Below are 19,459 nucleotides of genomic sequence, written 5' to 3'. Positions count from 1 at the left end.
ATTTGGATGGACAACTTGACGGAAGGCTCAGACAGCCGAGCCGTAGAGGTCGTAAGCGTCCGCACGCTCGATCTTGACGGTGACGATGTCGCCGGCGCGCATCGGGCGGCGCGACTGGATATGGACCGAGCCATCGATCTCGGGCGCATCATATTTGGTGCGACCCTTTGCCGATGTGCCGTGCGCTTCGTCGATCAGCACCGGCAGACGCTTGCCGACCTTCCTGGCCAGCTGCGCTGCCGAGATCTTCTGCTGGCGCTGCATGAAGCGATGCCAGCGCGCTTCCTTGATCTCCTGCGGCACCTGCTCGAGCCCGAGCTCGTTGGAGCGGGCGCCTCTGACCGGCTCGTATTTGAAGCAACCGGCGCGATCGATTTTCGCTTCATCCAGCCAATCGAGGAGCATCTCGAAGTCGTCATCCGTTTCGCCGGGGAAGCCCACGATGAAAGTCGAGCGGATGGCGAGATCCGGGCACACGTCGCGCCAGCCGCGAATGCGCTCGAGCGTCTTTTCGCCATGGGCGGGCCGGCGCATGTTCTTCAGCACCTGTGGCGAGGCATGCTGGAAGGGGATGTCCAGGTAAGGAAGGATTTTTCCTTCGGCCATCAGCGGGATGACGTCGGCGACATGCGGATAGGGATAGACATAATGCATGCGCACCCAGATGCCGAGCTTGCCCAATTCCTCCGAGAGGTCGAGGAATTTCGCCCGCACTTCGCGGTCGCCGAACATGGACGTCTGGTACTTGATGTCGATGCCGTAGGCGCTGGTATCCTGCGAGATGACGAGCAGTTCCTTGACGCCGGCATTGGCCAGTTTCTCGGCTTCGCGCAGCACATCGGCGGCCGGCCGCGAGACGAGATCGCCGCGCAGTGCCGGAATGATACAGAAGGTGCAACGGTTGTTGCAGCCTTCCGAAATCTTCAAATAGGCGTAATGGCGTGGCGTCAACTTGACGCCTTGCGGCGGCAGCAGGTCGATGTAGGGATCGTGTGAGGGAGGGGCTGCCTCATGGACGGCGGCCATCACGCTCTCATAGGCCTGCGGGCCGGTGATCGCCAGCACGTTGGGGTGCCTCTCCCGGATCACGTCCGGCTCGGCGCCGAGACAGCCGGTGACGATGACCCTGCCGTTTTCCGACAATGCCGAGCCGATGGCGTTGAGCGACTCGTCGCGGGCGGAGTCGAGAAAGCCACAGGTGTTGACGACAACGAGATCGGCGCCGTCGTGCTTGCGGGCGATCTCGTAGCCCTCGGCCCGCAGACGCGTGATGATGCGCTCGGAATCGACAAGGGCTTTGGGACATCCGAGACTGACGAAGCTGACGCGCGGGGCGGACATGGGCAATTTTCCAATGGACGCGAACCGGAAACACCGATCCGGCCCGCAGTCTCAACATATGACGGTTTGCATGGCTCCTGGCAGGAGCTCAATTCGGGCGGCGCAATAGCACGGCTTGCTCAATCAGGCAAACGGAGCCCCGCGGCCCGGCATGTGTGTCAGTGCCCGCTTGACCCGAACCAGGGTGACAGGAAGGCGAAATGATCGGGGAATTGCTGCACGGCCCCGTCCAGCAGCATCTTGACCGCGACATAGAGGATGATGACCAGGCCGATATAGGCAATCCAGCGGTATTTGTGCAGCAAGCGCGCGACGAACGACGCGGCAAAACCCATCAACGCGATCGACAGCGCCAGTCCGACAATCAGCACCGTCGGATGGTTCATAGCCGCTCCCGCGACGGCCAGAACATTGTCGAGCGACATCGAGACGTCGGCAATGACGATCTGCCAGGCGGCCTGCGAGAAGGTTTTGCTCGGCCCCTTGCCGCCAATGACGCCATCCTTGTCGAAGTCGCCGTTCGACAGCGCTTCTGTGGCGTCGCGCTCATCGTCGTGGCTGACACGCAATTCGCGCCACATCTTCCAGCAAACCCACAGCAAAAGCAGGCCGCCGCCGATAAGCAGCATGGGACCAATGGTCAGCAGCCATTGCGTGATCAGGGCGAAGAAAATGCGAAGAACGGTAGCCGCCGCGATGCCGACAAGAATGGCTCGCTGACGCTGGCTGGCCGGCAGGCCGGCCGCGGCAAGGCCGATAACGATGGCATTGTCGCCCGCGAGCGCAAGGTCGATGGCGATGACCTGAAGGAGAGCCGAAAAGCCCGCGGCGGTAAATATTTCCATCGACATGGAAGCCCTTCGTCGAGTGTTCGTCGTCGATCGTCCGAACGGGCCTAAAGGCATGGTCCGCTGGCGTCAAGTCGCGGCAACGGGCAACGCTGGAAACCATTTTCGTGGCGGTGGACTTACAGGAGGTTCTCAACAGCCGCCGCGCGCAAGCCAGAGACGGTCGCAAGCTCGCGAGAACCTAATCGTAGAGATTGTATTTCGGCCAGTCGGCTTCCGGAATCTCGTCCCCGATCCGATAGCGGAGCTGGAGAACTTCCATATGATCCGGCCCCGTCTGGCATTTGAACTTCAGCCGGTACCACTGCCCCTTGCTGCGGAACGCCGCACCGGAGCTCCGAATTGCGTCGGCGCTCATCTCCGGCGTCGCGAAGGCGTAAGCGACGACGCGGTCGGCCTTGAACTTGCGATCATCGTGGGTGATCCGGTCCAGGATTTCGGCATCGCAACGCTGTTCGAGGCGAGTTTGCGGGTCAAGTTTCATCAGCCCGGCGCGCAAGGCGTTGTCCATCGCACTGGCCGGAAAAGCCAGCGTCAGGGACGCAATGGCCATCATGCAGAGTGTCTTCATGGGCGGGACAAGCAACATGTTTTGTCTGAAGAATCAACCAATAGCGGCGGTTCATGCTCGGCAAACCCGGTATTCAGAGGTCCGGCGCAATCAAAATCTCGTGTCGGCCTTCATCTGCTCGACCTGCGGCCAACGCATCAACGAGGCGCGGCCGGCGTCGGTGAGGTCGTAGACGCCGCGATCGACGCGCGCGAACCAGCCATAGACATTGTGCTGCAGAATTTTCGGCGCGAGCGGCGTCAACGCCTTCAGATCGCGCGGGCGCTTGGGTCCGTCCGCCAACGCCGCGGCGCAGGTGAGGGCGCTCTGCCGGTAGGCGGTCATGATCGGAGTGCGCGATCCGCCGCCAGCGACAGGATCGCCGCGGCGGCGCTGGTGCTCGTCGACAAGGCGAGAACGCCGTCGCGCATTTTTGCGCGGCGCCGGGGCGACCGGAGTGACAAGCACTTCGACCCTATCATTGGCGGTCACGCCGAGCAGGCCGAAGCCAAGCCGGCGACAGAGATTGCGAAACCTGGCATCGCTTTCGCGTCCCTTGCCCCGCACCGACATGCGCGCCGCCAGCCAAACTTCATCGCAAGCAGCCGCACGGTCGACGCCTTGCAGAACCAGTTCGAGATTGAACTGCAGCTTCAGCTCGCAGATGACGACGATCGGCGGCTCTCCCTCGCGCAAAGCGACGATGTCGCAACCACCGATTTCCCCTTTCACGACGAAGTCGAGGTTTTCGAGGAAACGCTTCACCGGCGCGTAGAGTGAGGTCTCGTTCATAGCGCAAGGTCTAGCCGATTCGAGATGAAAAGCCTCGCAGGCGAATGGTGGCGCGTGCCTGCCCAGAGCCGGATTTCGGAAGCGATGCGGCAGGGCTCAACAATGAATTTTTGCCAGGAAGGCCAACAGCGCACGATTGAACTGGTCGGGACGCTGCAAGGGCGCGAAGTGACTGACGCCAGGCAGCACGATCAATTCCGATGCCGGTATGCTGCGGGCCAGGTAGATCGCGTGCTCGTCCTTGATGAATTCGTCGTGCTCGCTTTGGACAACCGCAACGGGCGCGCGAACCTCTCGCAACTGGGCGGCGCCATAGTTGGGTTCGCTCTTCATCATCAGGCCCACAGCTTCGACAAACGCGTCGAATTCACCTGGCGTGGCCGACAGCTCGGCATAGTCCTTTTTGTGCCGGCCGAAACACCGCTCGATGACCGGAGTGGCCTCAAAATCCTTCGTGCCGCTGGGATCCATATTGCAGCCGAAGAAGAACACGCCCGCGATCCGATCGGCGGCCTTCATGCCAAGGATTAGGGCAACGCAGGCGCCATCGCTCCAGCCCACCGCGATAGCCTTGTTCAATTGCAGGCGTTCCATTACCGCCAGGACATCCGAAGCCATCAGTTCGTATTTGTATGGCCGTTCGTCGCGGGTGCTGCGCCCATGGCCGCGACTGTCGATGGTGACGACCTGATAACCGTGCTTGACCAAAGCAGGGACTTGAAATCCCCAATTGCCGCTATGGCCAAGGCCACCATGCAACAGGATCACGGGATAACCCGTCCCAAACGTCGCGTACCAGATCCTTGCACCCTCGTGCTCGACCTGGCCTTCATCCGCCGCAGCCGGCAAAGGAGCGGCGCCATTCGCTTCGAATTTCGCCAGGTCGTCGTCGCGATAATCCATTGCCTAACAGCCTCCAAACGCGCACGCCTAGATTTACCGTCGGCACCCGCCAATACCAACCCGCGAGGGAATTTCTGCTGCCATCAAGCGACACGACAGGGGCGTTTGCATTGCCGTGCTCATGGCTTGCCATGTGACAAACGCACTCGCCGGGGGTCACATCCTAGTCGCGATCTGGCGCTACTTGGTCGGCGCGCGCTTGTCGAACGCAGCTCAACGCGGGTCCTCCCAGGACAAACCCCGGCGGGGTTTTTCATTTTCAGAACCATATTGTCGGTCGCGAGTTGTCCTTGCTATCGTGGCATTGCGGTCAGCACAGGGACGCCCATCATGGATGCAAGCGAAATGAGTGCGATCGGCGATACCCTCATGAGGATCGTCACGCCCGACATGTCTCCCAAGCAGCTTGTCAAAGCTGCCCGGAAAGCGCACCCCAAGGCCTCCAAGAAGGATATTGCGAGAGCAGCCTTCTTTTCGATCATCGCAAACGCCGACCGGGACATCGGCAAGGCCAGGAACCTGCAGGCGTTTGCCATCGCGGAGCGCACACAGCAGTCCGACTGAGCAAGGTGGCGACCTTCGCTTTGTGCAACATGCGGGCGGCCCGGCGAGGAGGGGTGGGACGCCGCCGGGCCTGACCAGCGGTGTTGGGTTGGGATGATTACCCGCCAGCTTGACCGTTAATACGCCAGCTTCCAGAAACGGCATCATTCAAACGGCGGAGACGGCCGGGCTGCATCAAGCGTCGGGGCCACCAGACGAACGCGCGCAACGAAAAGCGGCTTCAAAAACCGAGCGAAAAAATCTGGCTGATATGTCTCCGGCTAAAAGCCAAATAGCAAACGCCACATCGTTTGCAGCCGGGGCGGAGCGGTCGCGGCGGCTGTTGGGCTAACACGCTATCTCACGGTCCCGTCGTCAGGGAACCAATCCGCTGCCGATCTGTTGTTTTGGTAGCGTGGAGATGTCCCCTCAACTCCTAGCCGAATGGCCCGCCGCGCTCCTCCCGGAGGGGGCGGGCTTTGCTTTGTTGGAACCCGAGCCGCCCGACTTTGTTTTGGTTCGAGAACAGGAGGCGCATGTGGAGCCGAAGTCATCACGCGAAGTGCCAGGTCCAGAACCCCGCAAGGACCGAGGAAGGGACACCCGAAAAGCGGTTGCCGAAACACCTGACAAGACCAATGACTGGGACCGTGACGCCGTGCATGGAGATGGCGACACGATCGACATTCAGCCTGAGCCGGGCGTGGAGTCGAAATAGCCGTCTACGGTTGGGGTCGTCCCCGCAACCAACTTCGCCGCCCATCGTTGACCTATGCTGGTTGATCCCAGCACTCCAGAACTTGCCCGCCGGTTCCCACCTGGCGGGCCTTTTGCTGGGTGGGTTGGAAAATATGTGCCGGTCATGAAGGTGCGGGACTGGTCGGCTTACCCTGCTGTCGGTTCCCCCCTTTTGAATTGCCTCCTGCCCCGGCTGAAGGCCCTTTTTGCATGCCACGCGGCCTGGAGCTGCCGCCATCGGAAACAGCCGGGAAACAATGCGGTCGGCACGGCGATAGTTCAGACGGACCAAGCGATTGCCATAGCATCGCAGTTGGCCGTGCCACATCATCACAATGACGGACGACGTACCCTGCCATATGTGAAAAGCTTGACAGGTCGCACGAGGGGAATGGCCGGTGAAGGATCAAATTGTCGGATCATTTCGACACCATCCGAAGCCTAAATGCATCGCGTGGATCGCAGCGTCCGCAACGCTGGAAACGGAGCGAACCGAGCGAGACGCCAAGACTGCTGGCCTCAGGCGATTGAGGGCTTACTCGGAATGGCTCGTTCGCGACGATCTAGCCTCGATGCGCGATCAGATAGACTGCTCGGCTCTTCTGTAGAGTGGTTAGCCGGCTGTAGCACGGCTCACGCTTGCGAGAGAGATTTAGCAGAACTCGCTGCTATAGCGCTTCCCATTGCCGTTTGCCGGGCTGTCTGGGCGCTGGCGATGCCATCGAAGGCGCATTCCATGCTCAGAGCATCAATCGAAACGGATTCGCTATCAGTCTTCTGTTTGTCACGCTGAGCGGGCTGGCTCCGCCCGGCGGGCTTTTTTGGCCCTTATGAGGTCCTGCGGTTTTTTGAACCAGGCGCAAAAGGTGGAATGGTGCGGAACGGTGGATGTCGTTCGTTCTAGTTGCAACAACTACAGTAACGGTTGATTCAACCATTGCTGGTATTTATTCATCGTATGGTGGCGGCTCCGACAGTGCGGCGGGGGCTGGGTTGCCGGAGCCGCCTGCGCAGTCCGGTTGGGATTTGACCGCGCTGTCTCAGAATAGGACAGCGCGGTCAACGATTCGTTAATCGTGACAGTTTCGCCGGCCGGGCGTCAGCAGTAACCTGTAACTTGCGACGTTTAGCAATGACCGCCTTGGACGCAATGGAACGATTCCGTGTTTCGGCAGCGGCCCGCCGGCTTGGATTTCTCCCGTTTTATTGCACTCTCGCCTCAACCCTCTCAAGGCACTGAACGGGAATATCAGGCCATGCCGCCTTGGCGCATTCCGATGCCGTAACGGCCACCACGGGCTCGCCTCGCACACTGGCCGCTTGGGTGGGCGTGGATGCAAGGAGGAATGTTTGCGTTAGCAGGGCTGACAAGGCTGCAACTTGAACAAGCACGGCGGCAAAGGCGATTTTCTTGAGCATGCCGAGAGAACGCGGTGGATAGCTACCGGTTCCCTGTGCCCACCACGCTCAAAGTCAACGTGGATGGTGACCGCGAGGCGCTTTGCGGCACTTGCGGTCACCCCTTATCGGCATCCCTCAAATCGGCCCAGATGCCCGTCTCGAACTCGACCATGGCCCCGGCAGATGATTGGTGAACGTCTTTTGGTACCACCGCAGCGGGATAGCGGTGGGTCCCTATCTGATTCATAGACGTTGTGGCGGAGGGAGTGGGATTCGAACCCACGGTGAACTTGCGCCCACGCCGGTTTTCAAGACCGGTGCCTTAAACCGCTCGGCCATCCCTCCAGCGACTGCCGGCCACTGCTCTAGTGTGCCCGACAAAGGCCTGTCAACCAGGCTTGGGTGAGCAGGTCGCCCCCTGAACCTAGGGGCAGGGCAAACAGCGTCACAATCTTGCCCGGTTCCGGCCACAATCGGTTAATACCGTGATAAACAATTCCTGCGCAAAAAGGATTGGGGTCGAAGCGTCGTTGACATTGTCGAGTGAGTGCTTTGGCTCCTCGGATGGTGGATGCGACGTCTTCATCGAGACTTAGGGGGCGATCAAGAATGCAGGCTGTGACGCGTCTTCGTCGCGTTGCCACGGGTGCGTTGCTCGCGGCGTCGGCTGCATTGCTCGCCGCTTGCGCGTCGCAGCCCGAGCCGAAGGGGATGGTCTACAAGAAGACCCGCTCCAAGGAATATTTCGCCGAGACCGAATACGGAGTGAAGGCCAGTCCGCGCGTTGCCTTCATGCGCCGCGGCGGCGGTCGCGACCAGCTTGGCAAGCCCTATCAGGTGCGCGGCAAGTGGTATTATCCCAAGGAAGACAAGAAGTACGCGAAGGTGGGTCTGGCCTCATGGTATGGCGACGCCTTCCATGGCCGGCTGACCGCCAATGGCGAAGTCTACGACATGGCGCATCTGACGGCGGCGCATCCGACCATGCCGCTGCCCAGTTATGCCCGCGTCACCAACCTCCAAACCGGCAGTTCGGTCATCGTGCGCGTCAATGACCGCGGCCCTTACCATGAGGGCCGCATCATCGACGTCTCGGAGCGAGCCGCGCAGATGCTCGACTACGACAAGGTCGGCACCGCGAAGGTGAAGGTCGAATATGTCGGCCGCGCGCCGCTCGACGGCAATGACGACCAGTACCTGATGGCCTCTTACCATCCAGGCAACCGCGTACCTGATCCATCGGATGGCCTGCCGACCGGCGTCATGGTGGCCATGAACGGGCCTTCGCCGAGCCTTCCAGCCGGCGCGGCCGCCGTGCCGTTTCCAGGTCAGCTGACCGATGCCGCAGCCCCGGTACAGGGACGGATTGCCGCGCAGCCGGCCTTCGGCGATCTGGCGCTGCCCGATTTTGGACCGATCGTGCCGGAACGGCCGCAGATCAGCCTGCCGCCGCAGTCGCCGTTCGCCATGGCCTCGCTGTCCTATGCGGATGAACGCGTCCGTCGCGCGGATGTCTTTGCCGCCCTGGACAACAGCGGCATGTCGCCCGCGGACATCCTGCGGTCGTGGAAAAAGACCGGCCGCCAAGCGGCACCGTCCAGCGCCGACTATGTCGCCGCCGGCACGTTCGACGACGTCACCGAAGCCACACATGTGGCCTCGGCGCTAAAGCCCTTCGGCAGAATAGAAATCCAGCGCTCCGATCTCGACGGCAATGACTGGTATGCGGTCAACCTCTATCCGGACGGCCATGGCGGCCTGGACGAGTTGCTGAAGGCGGCGTGGTCTCATGGCGCGCCCGACGCGCTGGTCGTGCGCGACTGATCCAGCGGCGGTTTTGCGCCCGGCAGTTGATCCCTCACCGAAAAAGCTCGATAGTTTCGGCACGCCGGAGGGGCCGGCCAACGGGTCGATTTTCATGCAGTTTCGCTTGCTACACCCTTTCGCCGTTTTTTTTCTCCTCAGCCTCCTGCTTACGCTTTCGCCGGCCCAAGCGCAGCTCTTCGAGACCAAGGCCGCGCAGGCCTTCATGATCGATGCCGACACCGGAACGGTGCTGTTTTCGAAAGATGCCGACAAACCCATTCCGCCGGCTTCGATGGCCAAGCTGATGACTATGGAAGTGGTTTTCAACGCCCTCAAATCCGGCCGCCTCAAACTCGACGATACGTTCGTGGTCAGCGAAAATGCCTGGCGCAAAGGTGGCGCACCGTCGGGGACCTCGACGATGTTCGCCAAGCTCAAATCGGCGATCCGGCTCGAGGACCTGATCCAGGGGGTGACCGTGCAAGCCGCCAATGACGGCTGTATCGTCATCGCCGAAGGCATGGTCGGATCCGAGGACAACTTTGCCGGAGAGATGACCGAACGCGCGCGCCAGATCGGCCTCAAGACCTCGACTTTCGTCAACTCGACCGGCCTGCCGGCAGACGGCCAGCAGACAAACGTGCGGGAATTGGCGCAGCTCGCCCTTCATTTATGGCGCGAATACCCCGATTTCTACCGGTATTACGGCTTGAAGGATTTCACCTGGAACAAGATCTCGCAGAGGAACCGCAACCCGTTGCTGGCGATGGATATCGGCGCCGACGGCCTTGCTGTCGGCGCGAGCGAGACATCCGGTTTCGGCATCGTCGCTTCGGTCAGCCACAACGGCACGCGGGTGATCGCGGCGATGAGCGGGCTGGCAAATGACAAGGAGCGCGCAGAAGAGGCACGCAAACTGCTCGATTGGGGCGTTCGCTCGTTCGAGAAGACCGAAATCTTCGCCAAGGACGAGGTGGTCGGAGAGGCCCAGGTTTTTGGCGGCATGAAATCCGGCGTGACGCTTAAGGCAAAAGGTCCGATCGACATCTTCCTGCCGATCACCAACCGCGACAAGCTGACGGCCAGGATCATCTACACCGGCCCGGTCGCGGCACCGGTGGAGGAGGGGCAGCCGGTGGGCGCACTGCGCGTCTGGATCGGCGACACGCTGAGCCAGGAAACACCGTTGTTCGCCGCCGAGTCGATCAGCGTCGGCAGTTTGCCGCAACGCGCCCTCGATGCCGTCAAGGAACTGGCGATCGGCTGGCTTCGATAGCACCGACGGCATGGACGTTTTCCCGAACGCGGACTATCTAGAGCGCAACAATCCACTCGAACAGGAACAAAGGCCCTCGGTTGGCGCGCGGATTTTTCATCACCTTCGAAGGCGGCGAAGGCGCAGGCAAGTCGACACAGATCGAGCGGCTGGCCACCAAGATGCGCGCCAAGAAGTATGATGTCGTACGGACACGTGAGCCGGGCGGCTCGCCGGGCGCCGAAGCGGTCCGGCATGTGCTGCTTTCAGGTGCCGCCGAACCGTTCGGGCCCAAGATGGAAGCGCTGCTCTTCGCAGCCGCGCGTTCCGACCACGTCGAGCAGGTCATCCGTCCGGCGGTCGAACGCGGCTCCATTGTGCTTTGTGACCGCTTCCTGGATTCCTCGCGTGTCTATCAGGGCGTTACGGGTGGGATCGATCCGGCATTCATGGCCATGCTGGAACAGGTCTCGATCAACGGCATGATGCCCGACATGACGCTGATCTTCGATATCGACCCGGCCGAGGGTTTGAAGCGCGCGACATTGCGGCGTGGCAGCGATGCCGCCGCCGACCGCTTCGAAAAGGAGACGCTGGCCATCCACCAGGCTCGCCGCGAAGCGTTCCTGGCGATCGCCGCGGCAGAGCCGGAACGCTGCATCGTCGTCGATGCGTCCGCCGATCCGGACACGGTGGAAGATGTCGTCACGGCGACCGTGTTCGCGGCACTGGAGGCAAGGGCGTCCGAGCGCAACAGGCAGGTCGCACCCGTATGATCTTCGAACGCATCGCGCCGGAACAGCATGATACGCTGGACGGTGTGCCGGAACCCTCCGAAACACCGCGTCTGGTCGGACACGGACAGGCGGTCACCATGCTTGCTGCCGCCTATCGTGCGGGAAAGCTGCCGCATGCGCTTATCTTCGCCGGTCCGGTCGGGATCGGCAAGGCGACGCTCGCCTTCCATCTCGCCCACCACCTGTTGAAGCATCCGGCCTTCGACCAGGCGCCTGGCAACCTGGCGGTTCCCGATCCGGCCTCGCCGCTGTTTCGCCAGATCGCAACCGGCGCGCATCCCGGCGTACTGCATCTGACCCGCCCGCTGAACGACAAGACAAAGAGTTTCAAGACCGTCGTCACCGTTGACGAAATCCGCAAGGTCAGCCGCTTCCTGTCGCTGACTTCGCACGACGGCAGCTACCGGGTGGTGATCGTCGATCCGGCCGACGACATGAATGCCAATGCGGCCAACGCCTTGCTGAAGAATCTTGAGGAGCCACCGGCACGGACTCTGTTCATTCTCATCGTCCATGCACCGGGCAGTCTGCTGCCGACGATCCGCTCGCGCTGCCAGGTGGTGCGGCTGACACCGCTTGACGCCAACGAACTGATGTCGGTGCTGGAGACAGCGGAGCCGCCGCCGCCGGACGATCCGGCCGCGAGGGCCGCATTGGTCGAGCGGGCAGGGGGAAGCGCCCGCAACGCGATCCTATTGACGCAGTATGGCGGGCTGGAGATCGCGCGGACGCTGGATGGCCTGGTGGCGACGGGAAAGAGCGATATTGGCGGCGCCTATCGCCTGGCCGAAGCGGTCGCGGGCAAGGACCAGGCGATACAGTTCGACATCTTCAACCGCCGGGCGCTGGACCTTCTGTCGGATGCGGCAAGCCAGGCGGCGCGGGCTGGCGATCTCAAGCGGGCCAAAACGCTGTCGGATAGTTGGCATGAGGCGCTGGACGCGATATCTGAGACGGACACCTACAATCTCGACAAAAAGCAGCACGCCCTGACCATGATCGACCGCCTGAATTCTGCAATGCGAATGTGACGGCCTTTCTGGTGCATGCCGTTGCCCCTGAAACCGGGGCCACTTTTGGGCGGCATGCATGGTCTCGGGATGGCAATCGCCATTCCGATGCGATATCCACCGCCACGGCCTCCATTCAGACATTCATGACGGTTCATCCATGTCACGCGACACATTCTACATCACAACCGCGATTTCCTATCCGAACGGCAAGCCGCATATCGGCCATGCCTACGAGCTGATCGCCACCGACGCTCTTGCCCGCTTCCAGCGGCTCGACGGCAAGCAGGTCTTCTTCCTTACCGGCACCGACGAGCACGGCATCAAGATGCTGCAGACAGCCAAGCGCGAAGGCATTTCGGCGCGTGAACTGGCAGACCGCAATTCAGCCGAGTTCAAGCACATGGCGACCGCGCTCAACGCCTCCAACGACGATTTCATCCGCACCACGGAGGAGCGCCATTACGCTGCTTCGCAGGCGATCTGGAAGGCGATGGCCGCCAATGGCGACGTCTATAAGGGCGGCTATGCCGGGTGGTACTCGGTGCGCGACGAAGCCTATTACGGCGAGGAGGAGACCGAGGTCCGTCCTGACAATGTCCGCTACGGGCCGCAGGGAACGCCGGTCGAATGGGTCGAGGAAGAGAGCTATTTCTTCCGCCTGTCGGCCTATCAGGACAAGCTCGTCGCGCTTTATGAAGGCCAGCCCGACTTCATCGGCCCCGCCGAGCGCCGCAACGAGGTGATGAGCTTCGTCAAGTCGGGACTGAAGGACCTGTCGATCTCGCGCACCACTTTCGATTGGGGCGTGCCGGTGCCGGGCGATGAAAAGCATGTCATGTATGTTTGGGTCGACGCGCTGACCAACTACATCACCGGTGTCGGCTATCCCGATGAAAAAGATGAGAAATGGAAGTTCTGGCCAGCCGATGCGCACATCATCGGCAAGGACATCGTGCGCTTCCACGCCGTTTATTGGCCGGCCTTCCTGATGTCGGCCGGCATCCCGCTGCCGAAGCGCGTCTTCGGCCACGGCTTCCTGTTCAACCGCGGCGAGAAGATGTCGAAGTCGGTCGGCAACGTCATCGACCCGTTCGCCATGGTCGAGCATTACGGGCTCGACCAGGTGCGCTACTTCTTCCTGCGCGAAGTGCCGTTCGGGCAGGACGGCAGCTACAGCCATGAGGCGATCGTCAACCGCACCAATGCGGATCTGGCCAACGGTCTCGGCAATCTGGCGCAGCGCTCGCTGTCGATGATCGCGAAGAATTGCGGCGGCGTCGTGCCGAAGCGCGGCGACCTGGCGGAAGCCGACAAGGTGATCCTGGATCAAGCGGTCGATGCTCTCGCCACCGCGCGCAAGGCAATGGCCGAACAGGGCATCCATCTGGCACTGGCGGCAATCTTCGGCGTGGTTGCGGAAGCCGACCGGTATTTCGCCGGACAGGAACCCTGGGCGCTCAAGAAAACCAATCCCGAGCGCATGGAAACGGTGCTGTGGACGACGGCCGAGGTGGTCCGGCGCGTAGCGGTTCTATGCCAGCCCTACATTCCGGGCTCGGCCGGCAAGCTGCTCGACCTGCTGGCGGTCCGGGCGGACAATCGCGATTTCGTGCATGTCCATGCCGACCATGCGCTTGTGTCCGGGACGGCGCTGCCTCCGCCAGAGGGCGTGTTTCCGCGCTATGTCGAGCAGACGGACGCGAACGCCTGATGCTCGTCGACAGCCATTGTCATCTGGATTTTCCAGACTTTGCCGAAGAGCGGGCGGCCATTGTCGCCCGCGCCAAGGCGGCTGGTATCAGCCGGATGGTGACGATCTCCACGCGCGTGAAGCGGTTCCAGCAAGTTCTTGAGATCGCGGAAACTTTCGACGAAGTCTATTGCTCGGTCGGCACCCACCCGCACAATGCCGCCGAGGAGCTCGATGTCACCACCGCCGACCTTGTCCGCCTGTCCACTCACCCAAAGGTGGTGGCGATCGGCGAAGCAGGCCTCGATTATTTCTACGACAAGGCACCACGCGATGCGCAGGCGCAGGGTTTTCGCGCTCATATCGCCGCCGCCCGCGAGACCGGGCTGCCTCTCGTCATCCATTCGCGCGATGCCGACAACGATATGACCGCCATTCTCGAGGACGAGACAGGGAAGGGCGCCTTCCCGTTCATCCTGCATTGCTTTTCGTCGGGACGGCGACTCGCCGAGGTTGGCGTGTCGTTAGGCGGCTATGTGTCGTTCTCGGGCATCCTGACCTTTAAGAACTCGATCGAATTGCGCGCCATCGCCGCCGATTTGCCGCGTGACCGGCTGCTGGTGGAGACTGACGCGCCATATCTGGCGCCGGTACCGTTCCGCGGCAAGCGCAACGAGCCGGCCTACGTCGCGCAAACCGCCAAGGTGCTGGCCGAGACAATCGGCGTCAGCGAGGCTGAGATCGCGGCGGTGACAACCGACAATTTCTTTCAGCTGTTTGGAAAAATGTCTCGCCAGCAGGCGCTCGAGACATGAGCGACCGGCTGCGCCTGACAATTCTCGGCTGCGGGTCGTCGCCAGGCACGCCGCGCATCACCGGCGACTGGGGGAATTGCGACCCCACCAATCCCAGGAACCGGCGCATGCGCACGGCGGCACTTGTCGAGCGCATTGCCGCCAATGGCGGCCGCACCACCGTCGTCATCGACACCGGCCCGGATTTCCGCGAGCAGATGCTGATGGCTTCAGTCAGGCGCATCGACGGGGTCATCTACACGCATCCGCATGCTGACCACATCCACGGCATCGATGACCTGCGCGGCTATGTGCAGGAACAACGGCATCGCATCGCAATCCATGCCGACGAGCCGACCATGCTGCGGCTGCGCGAGGCGTTCGGCTATTGCTTCCAGACGCCGGCAGGCAGTTCCTATCCGCCGATCGTCGACGCCCACATCATCGATCATACCAGGCCGGTCGTGATCAAAGGAGAGGGGGGTGCCCTCACCTTCGAGCCGCTACCTCAGATCCATGGCGACATCATTTCGCTGGGTTTCCGCATCGGTGGGCTCGCCTACTGTCCCGATGTCAGCGACTTTCCCAAGACCACCGTAGAACGGCTGCGAGGCCTCGACATGCTGGTCATCGACGCTTTGCAATACAACACGCACCCAAGCCATCTTTCGCTTGGCGAGGCGCTGGACTGGATCGAGGCGCTTTCGCCGGGGAGCGCCGTGCTGACGCACATGCACGTGCCGCTCGATTACACCGCCGTGATGGCCGAGACGCCCGACAGTGTCGAACCAGCCTATGATGGCATGGTGATCGAAATCCCATACGAGTCAAACCCGTAGGGGCTGCTGCTCAGTTGGCGTTTCAAATCGTCGTCTGAACGCTCGAGCATGCGTGAAGTGCCCGTGGCACCCAATGCGTAAGTTCCATAATCTATCTTATGCGACTTTTATTTGTAGCAGCTATTTAGTCGGACGGGTTTCAATGAACGATCCCGCCGTGATAGCCCGGCGAATACGGCCCGGTCCGGCTTTGCGCCCGCTTCATGGCTTGCAGGAAAACTTACCGAGGCCCCTGCTCCAGGCTGATCCGGTAACTCAGCGAACGCTTCGCGCCCGGCGCGATCAGCATCAGGCCGGGCTTGTCGGTGAACTCTCCATCGAAATCCAGCGGACTGGCAATGCCATGCCACGGCTCGATGCACAGGAACGGTGCGCCGCCGGGTTTGGACCAGATGCCCAGTTCCTGAAATCCCTGCCATGAGACCTCGATCGCCGGACCGTCATCGGCACCATAGCGAACGCTGTTGCCGGCCGGCCGGTCCAGGATCACGGCGTCGTCTGCAAACAGGCGTTCGGACAGCTCGAGCACATTGCCTTTGAGCGGCGTTGGCTGCCGCGTTGCGATGAGCAGGCCATCCTTCAGCCGGCGGATCGGCGCGGGCTCTGCTTGGGCAAACGTCAGGCGATAGGCGTCCTTCGCCATATCGGGCAGAAGCGGCCAGTTGAACGCCGGATGCGCCCCGATCGACGCCGGCATCGGTTCGTCGCCCGAGTTGGTAATCTCGAATTCTATGTCGAGTTGCCCCTCGCCGAGCGTATAGGTCACGGCCAGTCGAAATGCGAACGGGTAGTGCGTTCGGGTTTCCGCGTCGTCGGTGAGCACCAGCGTGCAGGATCGAGGTCCCCTCTGCGCCCACATAAAAGGCTTGTCGCGGGCGAAGCCGTGCTGCGTCATCGGATAGGCCTGGCCGCGATGGTGCAGTTGATCGCCCTTCAGCCGGCCGACGATCGGAAACAGCACTGGTGAATGGCGCCGCCAGGCCGGTCCAGCCTGCCACAGGAACTCAAATTCTCGTGCATCCCGCAGGGTAACCAACTCTGCGCCGTGGGCCACGATGGTTGCCGATATGCCATCGCCATGAAGCGTCAGACTGTCCTGTTCCATATGTCCTCGCGGTTCGTCCGGCGTGGACGGCAGGCTAGCAAATGGCCGGGCGTGAACTCAAGGTGGCGCACCGCATTTGCATTCACGCGATCGCGGTGAACCTTGATGGTGGACCTTTGAAAGAGGCTGGCCGGAGGTTTCCCTCCGGCCAGCCAAGACTCAAAGCTGCTGCCTGCCACGGTCCGGACTATTCGCGCTCGCCGGTGAAATTCAGAAGCAGCTGGAAGATGTTGATGAAGTTCAGATAGAGTGAGAAGGCACCGAAGACGGCGAGCTTCTGGCGCGACTCCGCATCGAAATTCTCCGCGTATTGCTCCTTAATCGTCTGCGTGTCCCAGGCCGTCAGGCCGATGAACACGGCGATGCCGATCACCGAAATGGCGAACTGCAGTGCGGTCGAGCCGAGGAAGATGTTGACGATGCTGGCAATCACCACGCCGATCAAGCCCATGATCAGGAAGGACGAGAACTGCGTCAGGTCGCGCCTTGTCGTGTAGCCGTAGAGGCTGGTGGCGCCGAACATGGTGGCGGCGATGAAGAAAGTGCGCGCGATGCTGGTGCCGGTGAAGACGAGGAACACCGAAGCCAGCGACAGGCCCATGACGGCACAGAAGGCCCAAAACATCGCCTGCGCGCTTGCCGCCGACATGGTCTGCATCTTGAACGAAAATAGGAGCACGAAGGCGAGCGGCGCCAGCATCACCACCCATTTCAGCGGGCTGGAAAAGATCGGCACATAAAGCGCCGGCGTCGACGACACGAGGAAGGCGACAAGGCCGGTAACCACTAGGCCAAGGCCCATATAATTGTAGACGCGTAGCATGTGCTGGCGCAGGCCCTCGTCGTAGACGGCTCCAGTCCGGGCGCCTGTGCCCACGCGGTATCCAAGATTGGGCGTATTCATTCGAGGTCTCCTTTGTGGATTGGTCAGTAAAGCGTTCTGGCGAGCGTTTCGGCGGCGCGGTCGAGGTCATGAACCTCGCTCTTCGCGACAACCGCGTAAGCGACATCGCCGATCTGGAAATAGGCCGAGGAGATGTCGCCGGAGGGCGCGACGGTCGGCTTGACCACATCGAAAGTGCCCGGCCGAATCGCGAACAGCGAAACCAGGCCCATCTCCTTCGTTTCAACCGCAATCTCGACACTCGGGCCGAAGCGCGACGGATAGATTTGCACGTCGCGGACCTTCCAACCCTTCGGCAGCGCCGGCATGACGATGGCGGTGGCGGCGCGGATCTCGCCGGCATTGTAATTGGGCGCCTCGGTCTGCGAGGGCATGTTTTCGCGCAGCAGCGTCGTCCTGTGTGCCTGTACCGCCTCATCGACATAGGCGGGCGGCTGCGGCGAGGCGACGACCTCGGTCACCGACATCGGCCCGACGATGCCGTTGGCCAGCCAGCCGGCGGCGACGAAAGCCGCGACCGCTGCCGCGCGTTGCAGCACACCGAAGATGCGGCCCCGGCCAAGCCCCCTCTCCAGCCGCCGCGCCGCGTCGGCCGTGGCCGGCCGCGCCATGCCTTCGGAGCCGGCCAGCGCCACGCGCAGTTCGTCGCGGGTGCGCAGATCCGACATCACACGCGCGGCCGTGTCCGGACGCGCCGACAGGAAGGCTTCGACCGCGATGCGGCGGCTAACGTCGAGCTGGTCGTCGACATAGGCGTCGAGATCGGCGTCCGTAACCGGGTCAACAAGAGCGGTCATGAGTCACCTCCCACGATCCTGAGATGATTTTTGCCCCGGGCGGGCCCCTCTTCCATCTGCCGCAAGGCCTCGCGCGCCCTGCCGATACGCGACATCAGCGTGCCCAGCGGCACGCCGCTGGCGTTGGCGGCCTGCTGATAGGAGAGCCCTTCGATGGCGACCAGGTGCAGCGCCGAGCGCTGCTCTTCCGGCAGGCTGAAAAAGGCTTGGCGAACCTGCGCCAAGCGCACGGAGTGTTCCTGCGGCGCCGGGGTGCTGCCGTCGGCGAGATATCGGGCCTGTTCGAGGCGTGCCGCTTCCGAGCGGCGCGAGCGCACGCGGTCGATGAAGGTGTTGTGAACGATCGACAGCAGCCAGGCGCGCAGATTTCCGCCGGAGCGGAACGTGCCGCGCCGCTCATAGGCGCGCACCAGCGCGTCGTGCACGAGATCCTCGGCGTCGACGCCGTCGCGCGTCAGCGAACGGGCGTAGCGCCGCAGGGACCCGAGCTGTCCTATGATGTCAAAGCGCGGCATCGACCGTTTCATGCCCTGTTTACGGAGCATGTGGGGATTTTAATCCTGGCCGTGCCGATTTTTCTTCGCGGGAGATATCGGTTGCAGGTATCTCGTCCCGCCTAGGTGCCGTGAGCACCCTTAGGTCCAAGTGGTTTTGCCGGTTTGGGAGCGGTGACACCGCAGGCGCGCACAACCCATCGGCGGCCGTCGCTGCGAAAATCGGTGATGCTCAGTGGCTCGACGTCGATCTTCGAGCTGGCGGCAAGCGGCGCACCGAGAACATGCAGAATCGCGGCGCGGATGACGCTGGCATGCGTCACGGCGATGGTATGGCCACGTTCGGCGATCACTCGATCCATCAATCCGGCGATCCGTCGGACAACCTCGGCCAGCGGCTCGCCACCATGCGGGGCCGCATTCGGATCCGTGAGCCATGCGGCGATTTCTTCAGGCTGTCGCGCCTGCACCTCTTCAACGCTCTTGCCCGCCCATAGTCCATAGTTCTGGTCGGCCAGCATCGGATCGACGGACGCGTCCAGCGACAGCGCCTCGGCGGTCTGACAGGCGCGAAGCGCCGGCGCTGTCCACACACGGTCGGCGCGACGCAGCGTCCCTCGCACCGCCCTTGCCAATGTCAGCGATCCTGGCTCCAGCGGTTCATCCAAGGGAAACCGCCCTTTCCGGGTCGCCGCCGTGGCACCGGCGCAGATCATGGTCAGACGGACGAGCATGGCATGCCTTCTCTGAAGTGGTTGAAAAGCCGCACCAGCAGGTGCCGCCTTTCGCGCCGGCGCGATCAAAACCTCTGGTGAAACCTGGCCAATTTGCGTATCACTCCGCCGCGCC

At 62.2% G+C, this 19,459-nt stretch carries 17 protein-coding genes, 1 tRNA gene and 1 pseudogene; 8 read left to right on the top strand and 11 right to left on the bottom strand.

Annotated elements, in window-relative coordinates; all coding sequences use genetic code 11:
• Positions 1-27 precede the first annotated feature (27 nt).
• From rimO to AC3CB8_RS19660, 5 genes and pseudogenes are all read right to left on the bottom strand, one after another.
• Complete coding sequence (gene rimO, locus AC3CB8_RS19680; RefSeq protein ID WP_352547177.1) at positions 28-1,341, bottom strand: 30S ribosomal protein S12 methylthiotransferase RimO; 1,314 nt, start codon at positions 1,339-1,341, stop codon at positions 28-30.
• A gap of 158 nt (positions 1,342-1,499) precedes the next feature.
• Positions 1,500-2,186 carry a TerC family protein gene (locus AC3CB8_RS19675; RefSeq protein WP_023773709.1) on the bottom strand — a complete coding sequence of 229 codons (687 nt, stop codon included), beginning with the start codon at positions 2,184-2,186 and terminating at the stop codon, positions 1,500-1,502.
• A 184-nt stretch (positions 2,187-2,370) separates the two neighbouring features.
• On the bottom strand, positions 2,371-2,778 hold the full coding sequence (locus tag AC3CB8_RS19670) for a DUF930 domain-containing protein (RefSeq protein ID WP_032922542.1): 408 nt from the start codon (positions 2,776-2,778) through the stop codon (positions 2,371-2,373).
• A gap of 55 nt (positions 2,779-2,833) precedes the next feature.
• Positions 2,834-3,531, bottom strand: a pseudogene (locus AC3CB8_RS19665) (DUF2161 domain-containing phosphodiesterase).
• Between the two features lie 96 nt (positions 3,532-3,627).
• Positions 3,628-4,434 carry an alpha/beta fold hydrolase gene (locus AC3CB8_RS19660; protein ID WP_023773707.1) on the bottom strand — a complete coding sequence of 269 codons (807 nt, stop codon included), beginning with the start codon at positions 4,432-4,434 and terminating at the stop codon, positions 3,628-3,630.
• Between the two features lie 330 nt (positions 4,435-4,764).
• Here AC3CB8_RS19660 and AC3CB8_RS19655 point away from each other — a divergent pair, with 330 nt between their 5' ends.
• Positions 4,765-4,998, top strand: coding sequence for a hypothetical protein (locus AC3CB8_RS19655; RefSeq protein WP_023784107.1), 234 nt, complete (start codon positions 4,765-4,767; stop codon positions 4,996-4,998).
• A 2,373-nt stretch (positions 4,999-7,371) separates the two neighbouring features.
• Here AC3CB8_RS19655 and AC3CB8_RS19650 read toward each other — a convergent pair.
• Positions 7,372-7,461 (bottom strand) — tRNA-Ser (locus AC3CB8_RS19650).
• A gap of 264 nt (positions 7,462-7,725) precedes the next feature.
• Between AC3CB8_RS19650 and AC3CB8_RS19645 the strand changes: the two genes are divergently transcribed.
• The 7 genes from AC3CB8_RS19645 (at position 7,726) to AC3CB8_RS19615 (ending at position 15,310) form a co-directional block, all read left to right on the top strand.
• The gene (locus tag AC3CB8_RS19645) at positions 7,726-8,940 is read left to right on the top strand and encodes a septal ring lytic transglycosylase RlpA family protein (RefSeq protein ID WP_352565510.1); all 1,215 of its coding nucleotides are present in this window, start codon (positions 7,726-7,728) and stop codon (positions 8,938-8,940) included.
• Positions 8,941-9,034: 94 nt separating this feature from the next.
• On the top strand, positions 9,035-10,198 hold the full coding sequence (locus tag AC3CB8_RS19640; RefSeq protein ID WP_352565508.1) for a D-alanyl-D-alanine carboxypeptidase family protein: 1,164 nt from the start codon (positions 9,035-9,037) through the stop codon (positions 10,196-10,198).
• An 80-nt stretch (positions 10,199-10,278) separates the two neighbouring features.
• Positions 10,279-10,953, top strand: coding sequence for a dTMP kinase (gene tmk / locus AC3CB8_RS19635; RefSeq protein WP_352553591.1), 675 nt, complete (start codon positions 10,279-10,281; stop codon positions 10,951-10,953).
• The gene (locus AC3CB8_RS19630) at positions 10,950-12,005 is read left to right on the top strand and encodes a DNA polymerase III subunit delta' (protein WP_023795150.1); all 1,056 of its coding nucleotides are present in this window, start codon (positions 10,950-10,952) and stop codon (positions 12,003-12,005) included. The genes tmk and AC3CB8_RS19630 overlap by 4 nt, the downstream gene beginning before the upstream one ends.
• Before the next feature lie 139 nt (positions 12,006-12,144).
• Complete coding sequence (gene metG / locus AC3CB8_RS19625; protein WP_023795149.1) at positions 12,145-13,698, top strand: methionine--tRNA ligase; 1,554 nt, start codon at positions 12,145-12,147, stop codon at positions 13,696-13,698.
• Entirely contained in the window at positions 13,698-14,492 is a 795-nt protein-coding gene (locus tag AC3CB8_RS19620) for a TatD family hydrolase (RefSeq protein WP_023773691.1), read from the top strand. Before metG ends, AC3CB8_RS19620 begins: the two co-directional genes overlap by 1 nt.
• The gene (locus tag AC3CB8_RS19615) at positions 14,489-15,310 is read left to right on the top strand and encodes an MBL fold metallo-hydrolase (RefSeq protein ID WP_023773690.1); all 822 of its coding nucleotides are present in this window, start codon (positions 14,489-14,491) and stop codon (positions 15,308-15,310) included. The genes AC3CB8_RS19620 and AC3CB8_RS19615 overlap by 4 nt, the downstream gene beginning before the upstream one ends.
• Before the next feature lie 220 nt (positions 15,311-15,530).
• Here AC3CB8_RS19615 and AC3CB8_RS19610 read toward each other — a convergent pair whose 3' ends face one another.
• From AC3CB8_RS19610 to AC3CB8_RS19590, 5 genes are all read right to left on the bottom strand, one after another.
• The gene (locus AC3CB8_RS19610) at positions 15,531-16,415 is read right to left on the bottom strand and encodes an aldose 1-epimerase family protein (protein ID WP_352567187.1); all 885 of its coding nucleotides are present in this window, start codon (positions 16,413-16,415) and stop codon (positions 15,531-15,533) included.
• A gap of 187 nt (positions 16,416-16,602) precedes the next feature.
• Entirely contained in the window at positions 16,603-17,319 is a 717-nt protein-coding gene (locus AC3CB8_RS19605) for a Bax inhibitor-1/YccA family protein (protein ID WP_015317911.1), read from the bottom strand.
• Positions 17,320-17,342: 23 nt separating this feature from the next.
• Positions 17,343-18,116 carry an anti-sigma factor family protein gene (locus AC3CB8_RS19600; RefSeq protein ID WP_352567185.1) on the bottom strand — a complete coding sequence of 258 codons (774 nt, stop codon included), beginning with the start codon at positions 18,114-18,116 and terminating at the stop codon, positions 17,343-17,345.
• Positions 18,113-18,643: a sigma-70 family RNA polymerase sigma factor gene (locus AC3CB8_RS19595; protein WP_023773686.1), complete on the bottom strand. Its 531-nt coding sequence runs from the start codon at positions 18,641-18,643 to the stop codon at positions 18,113-18,115. The genes AC3CB8_RS19600 and AC3CB8_RS19595 overlap by 4 nt, the downstream gene beginning before the upstream one ends.
• Before the next feature lie 89 nt (positions 18,644-18,732).
• A complete protein-coding gene (locus AC3CB8_RS19590; RefSeq protein WP_352567183.1) occupies positions 18,733-19,344 on the bottom strand; it encodes a histidine phosphatase family protein in 612 nt (203 codons plus the stop codon).
• Positions 19,345-19,459 lie beyond the last annotated feature (115 nt).

The sequence above is a fragment of the Mesorhizobium sp. P160927 genome, from assembly GCF_057766385.1.
The sequence above is the reverse complement of the archived record's forward strand: the minus strand, read 5'-3'. Positions and strand labels throughout refer to the sequence as shown.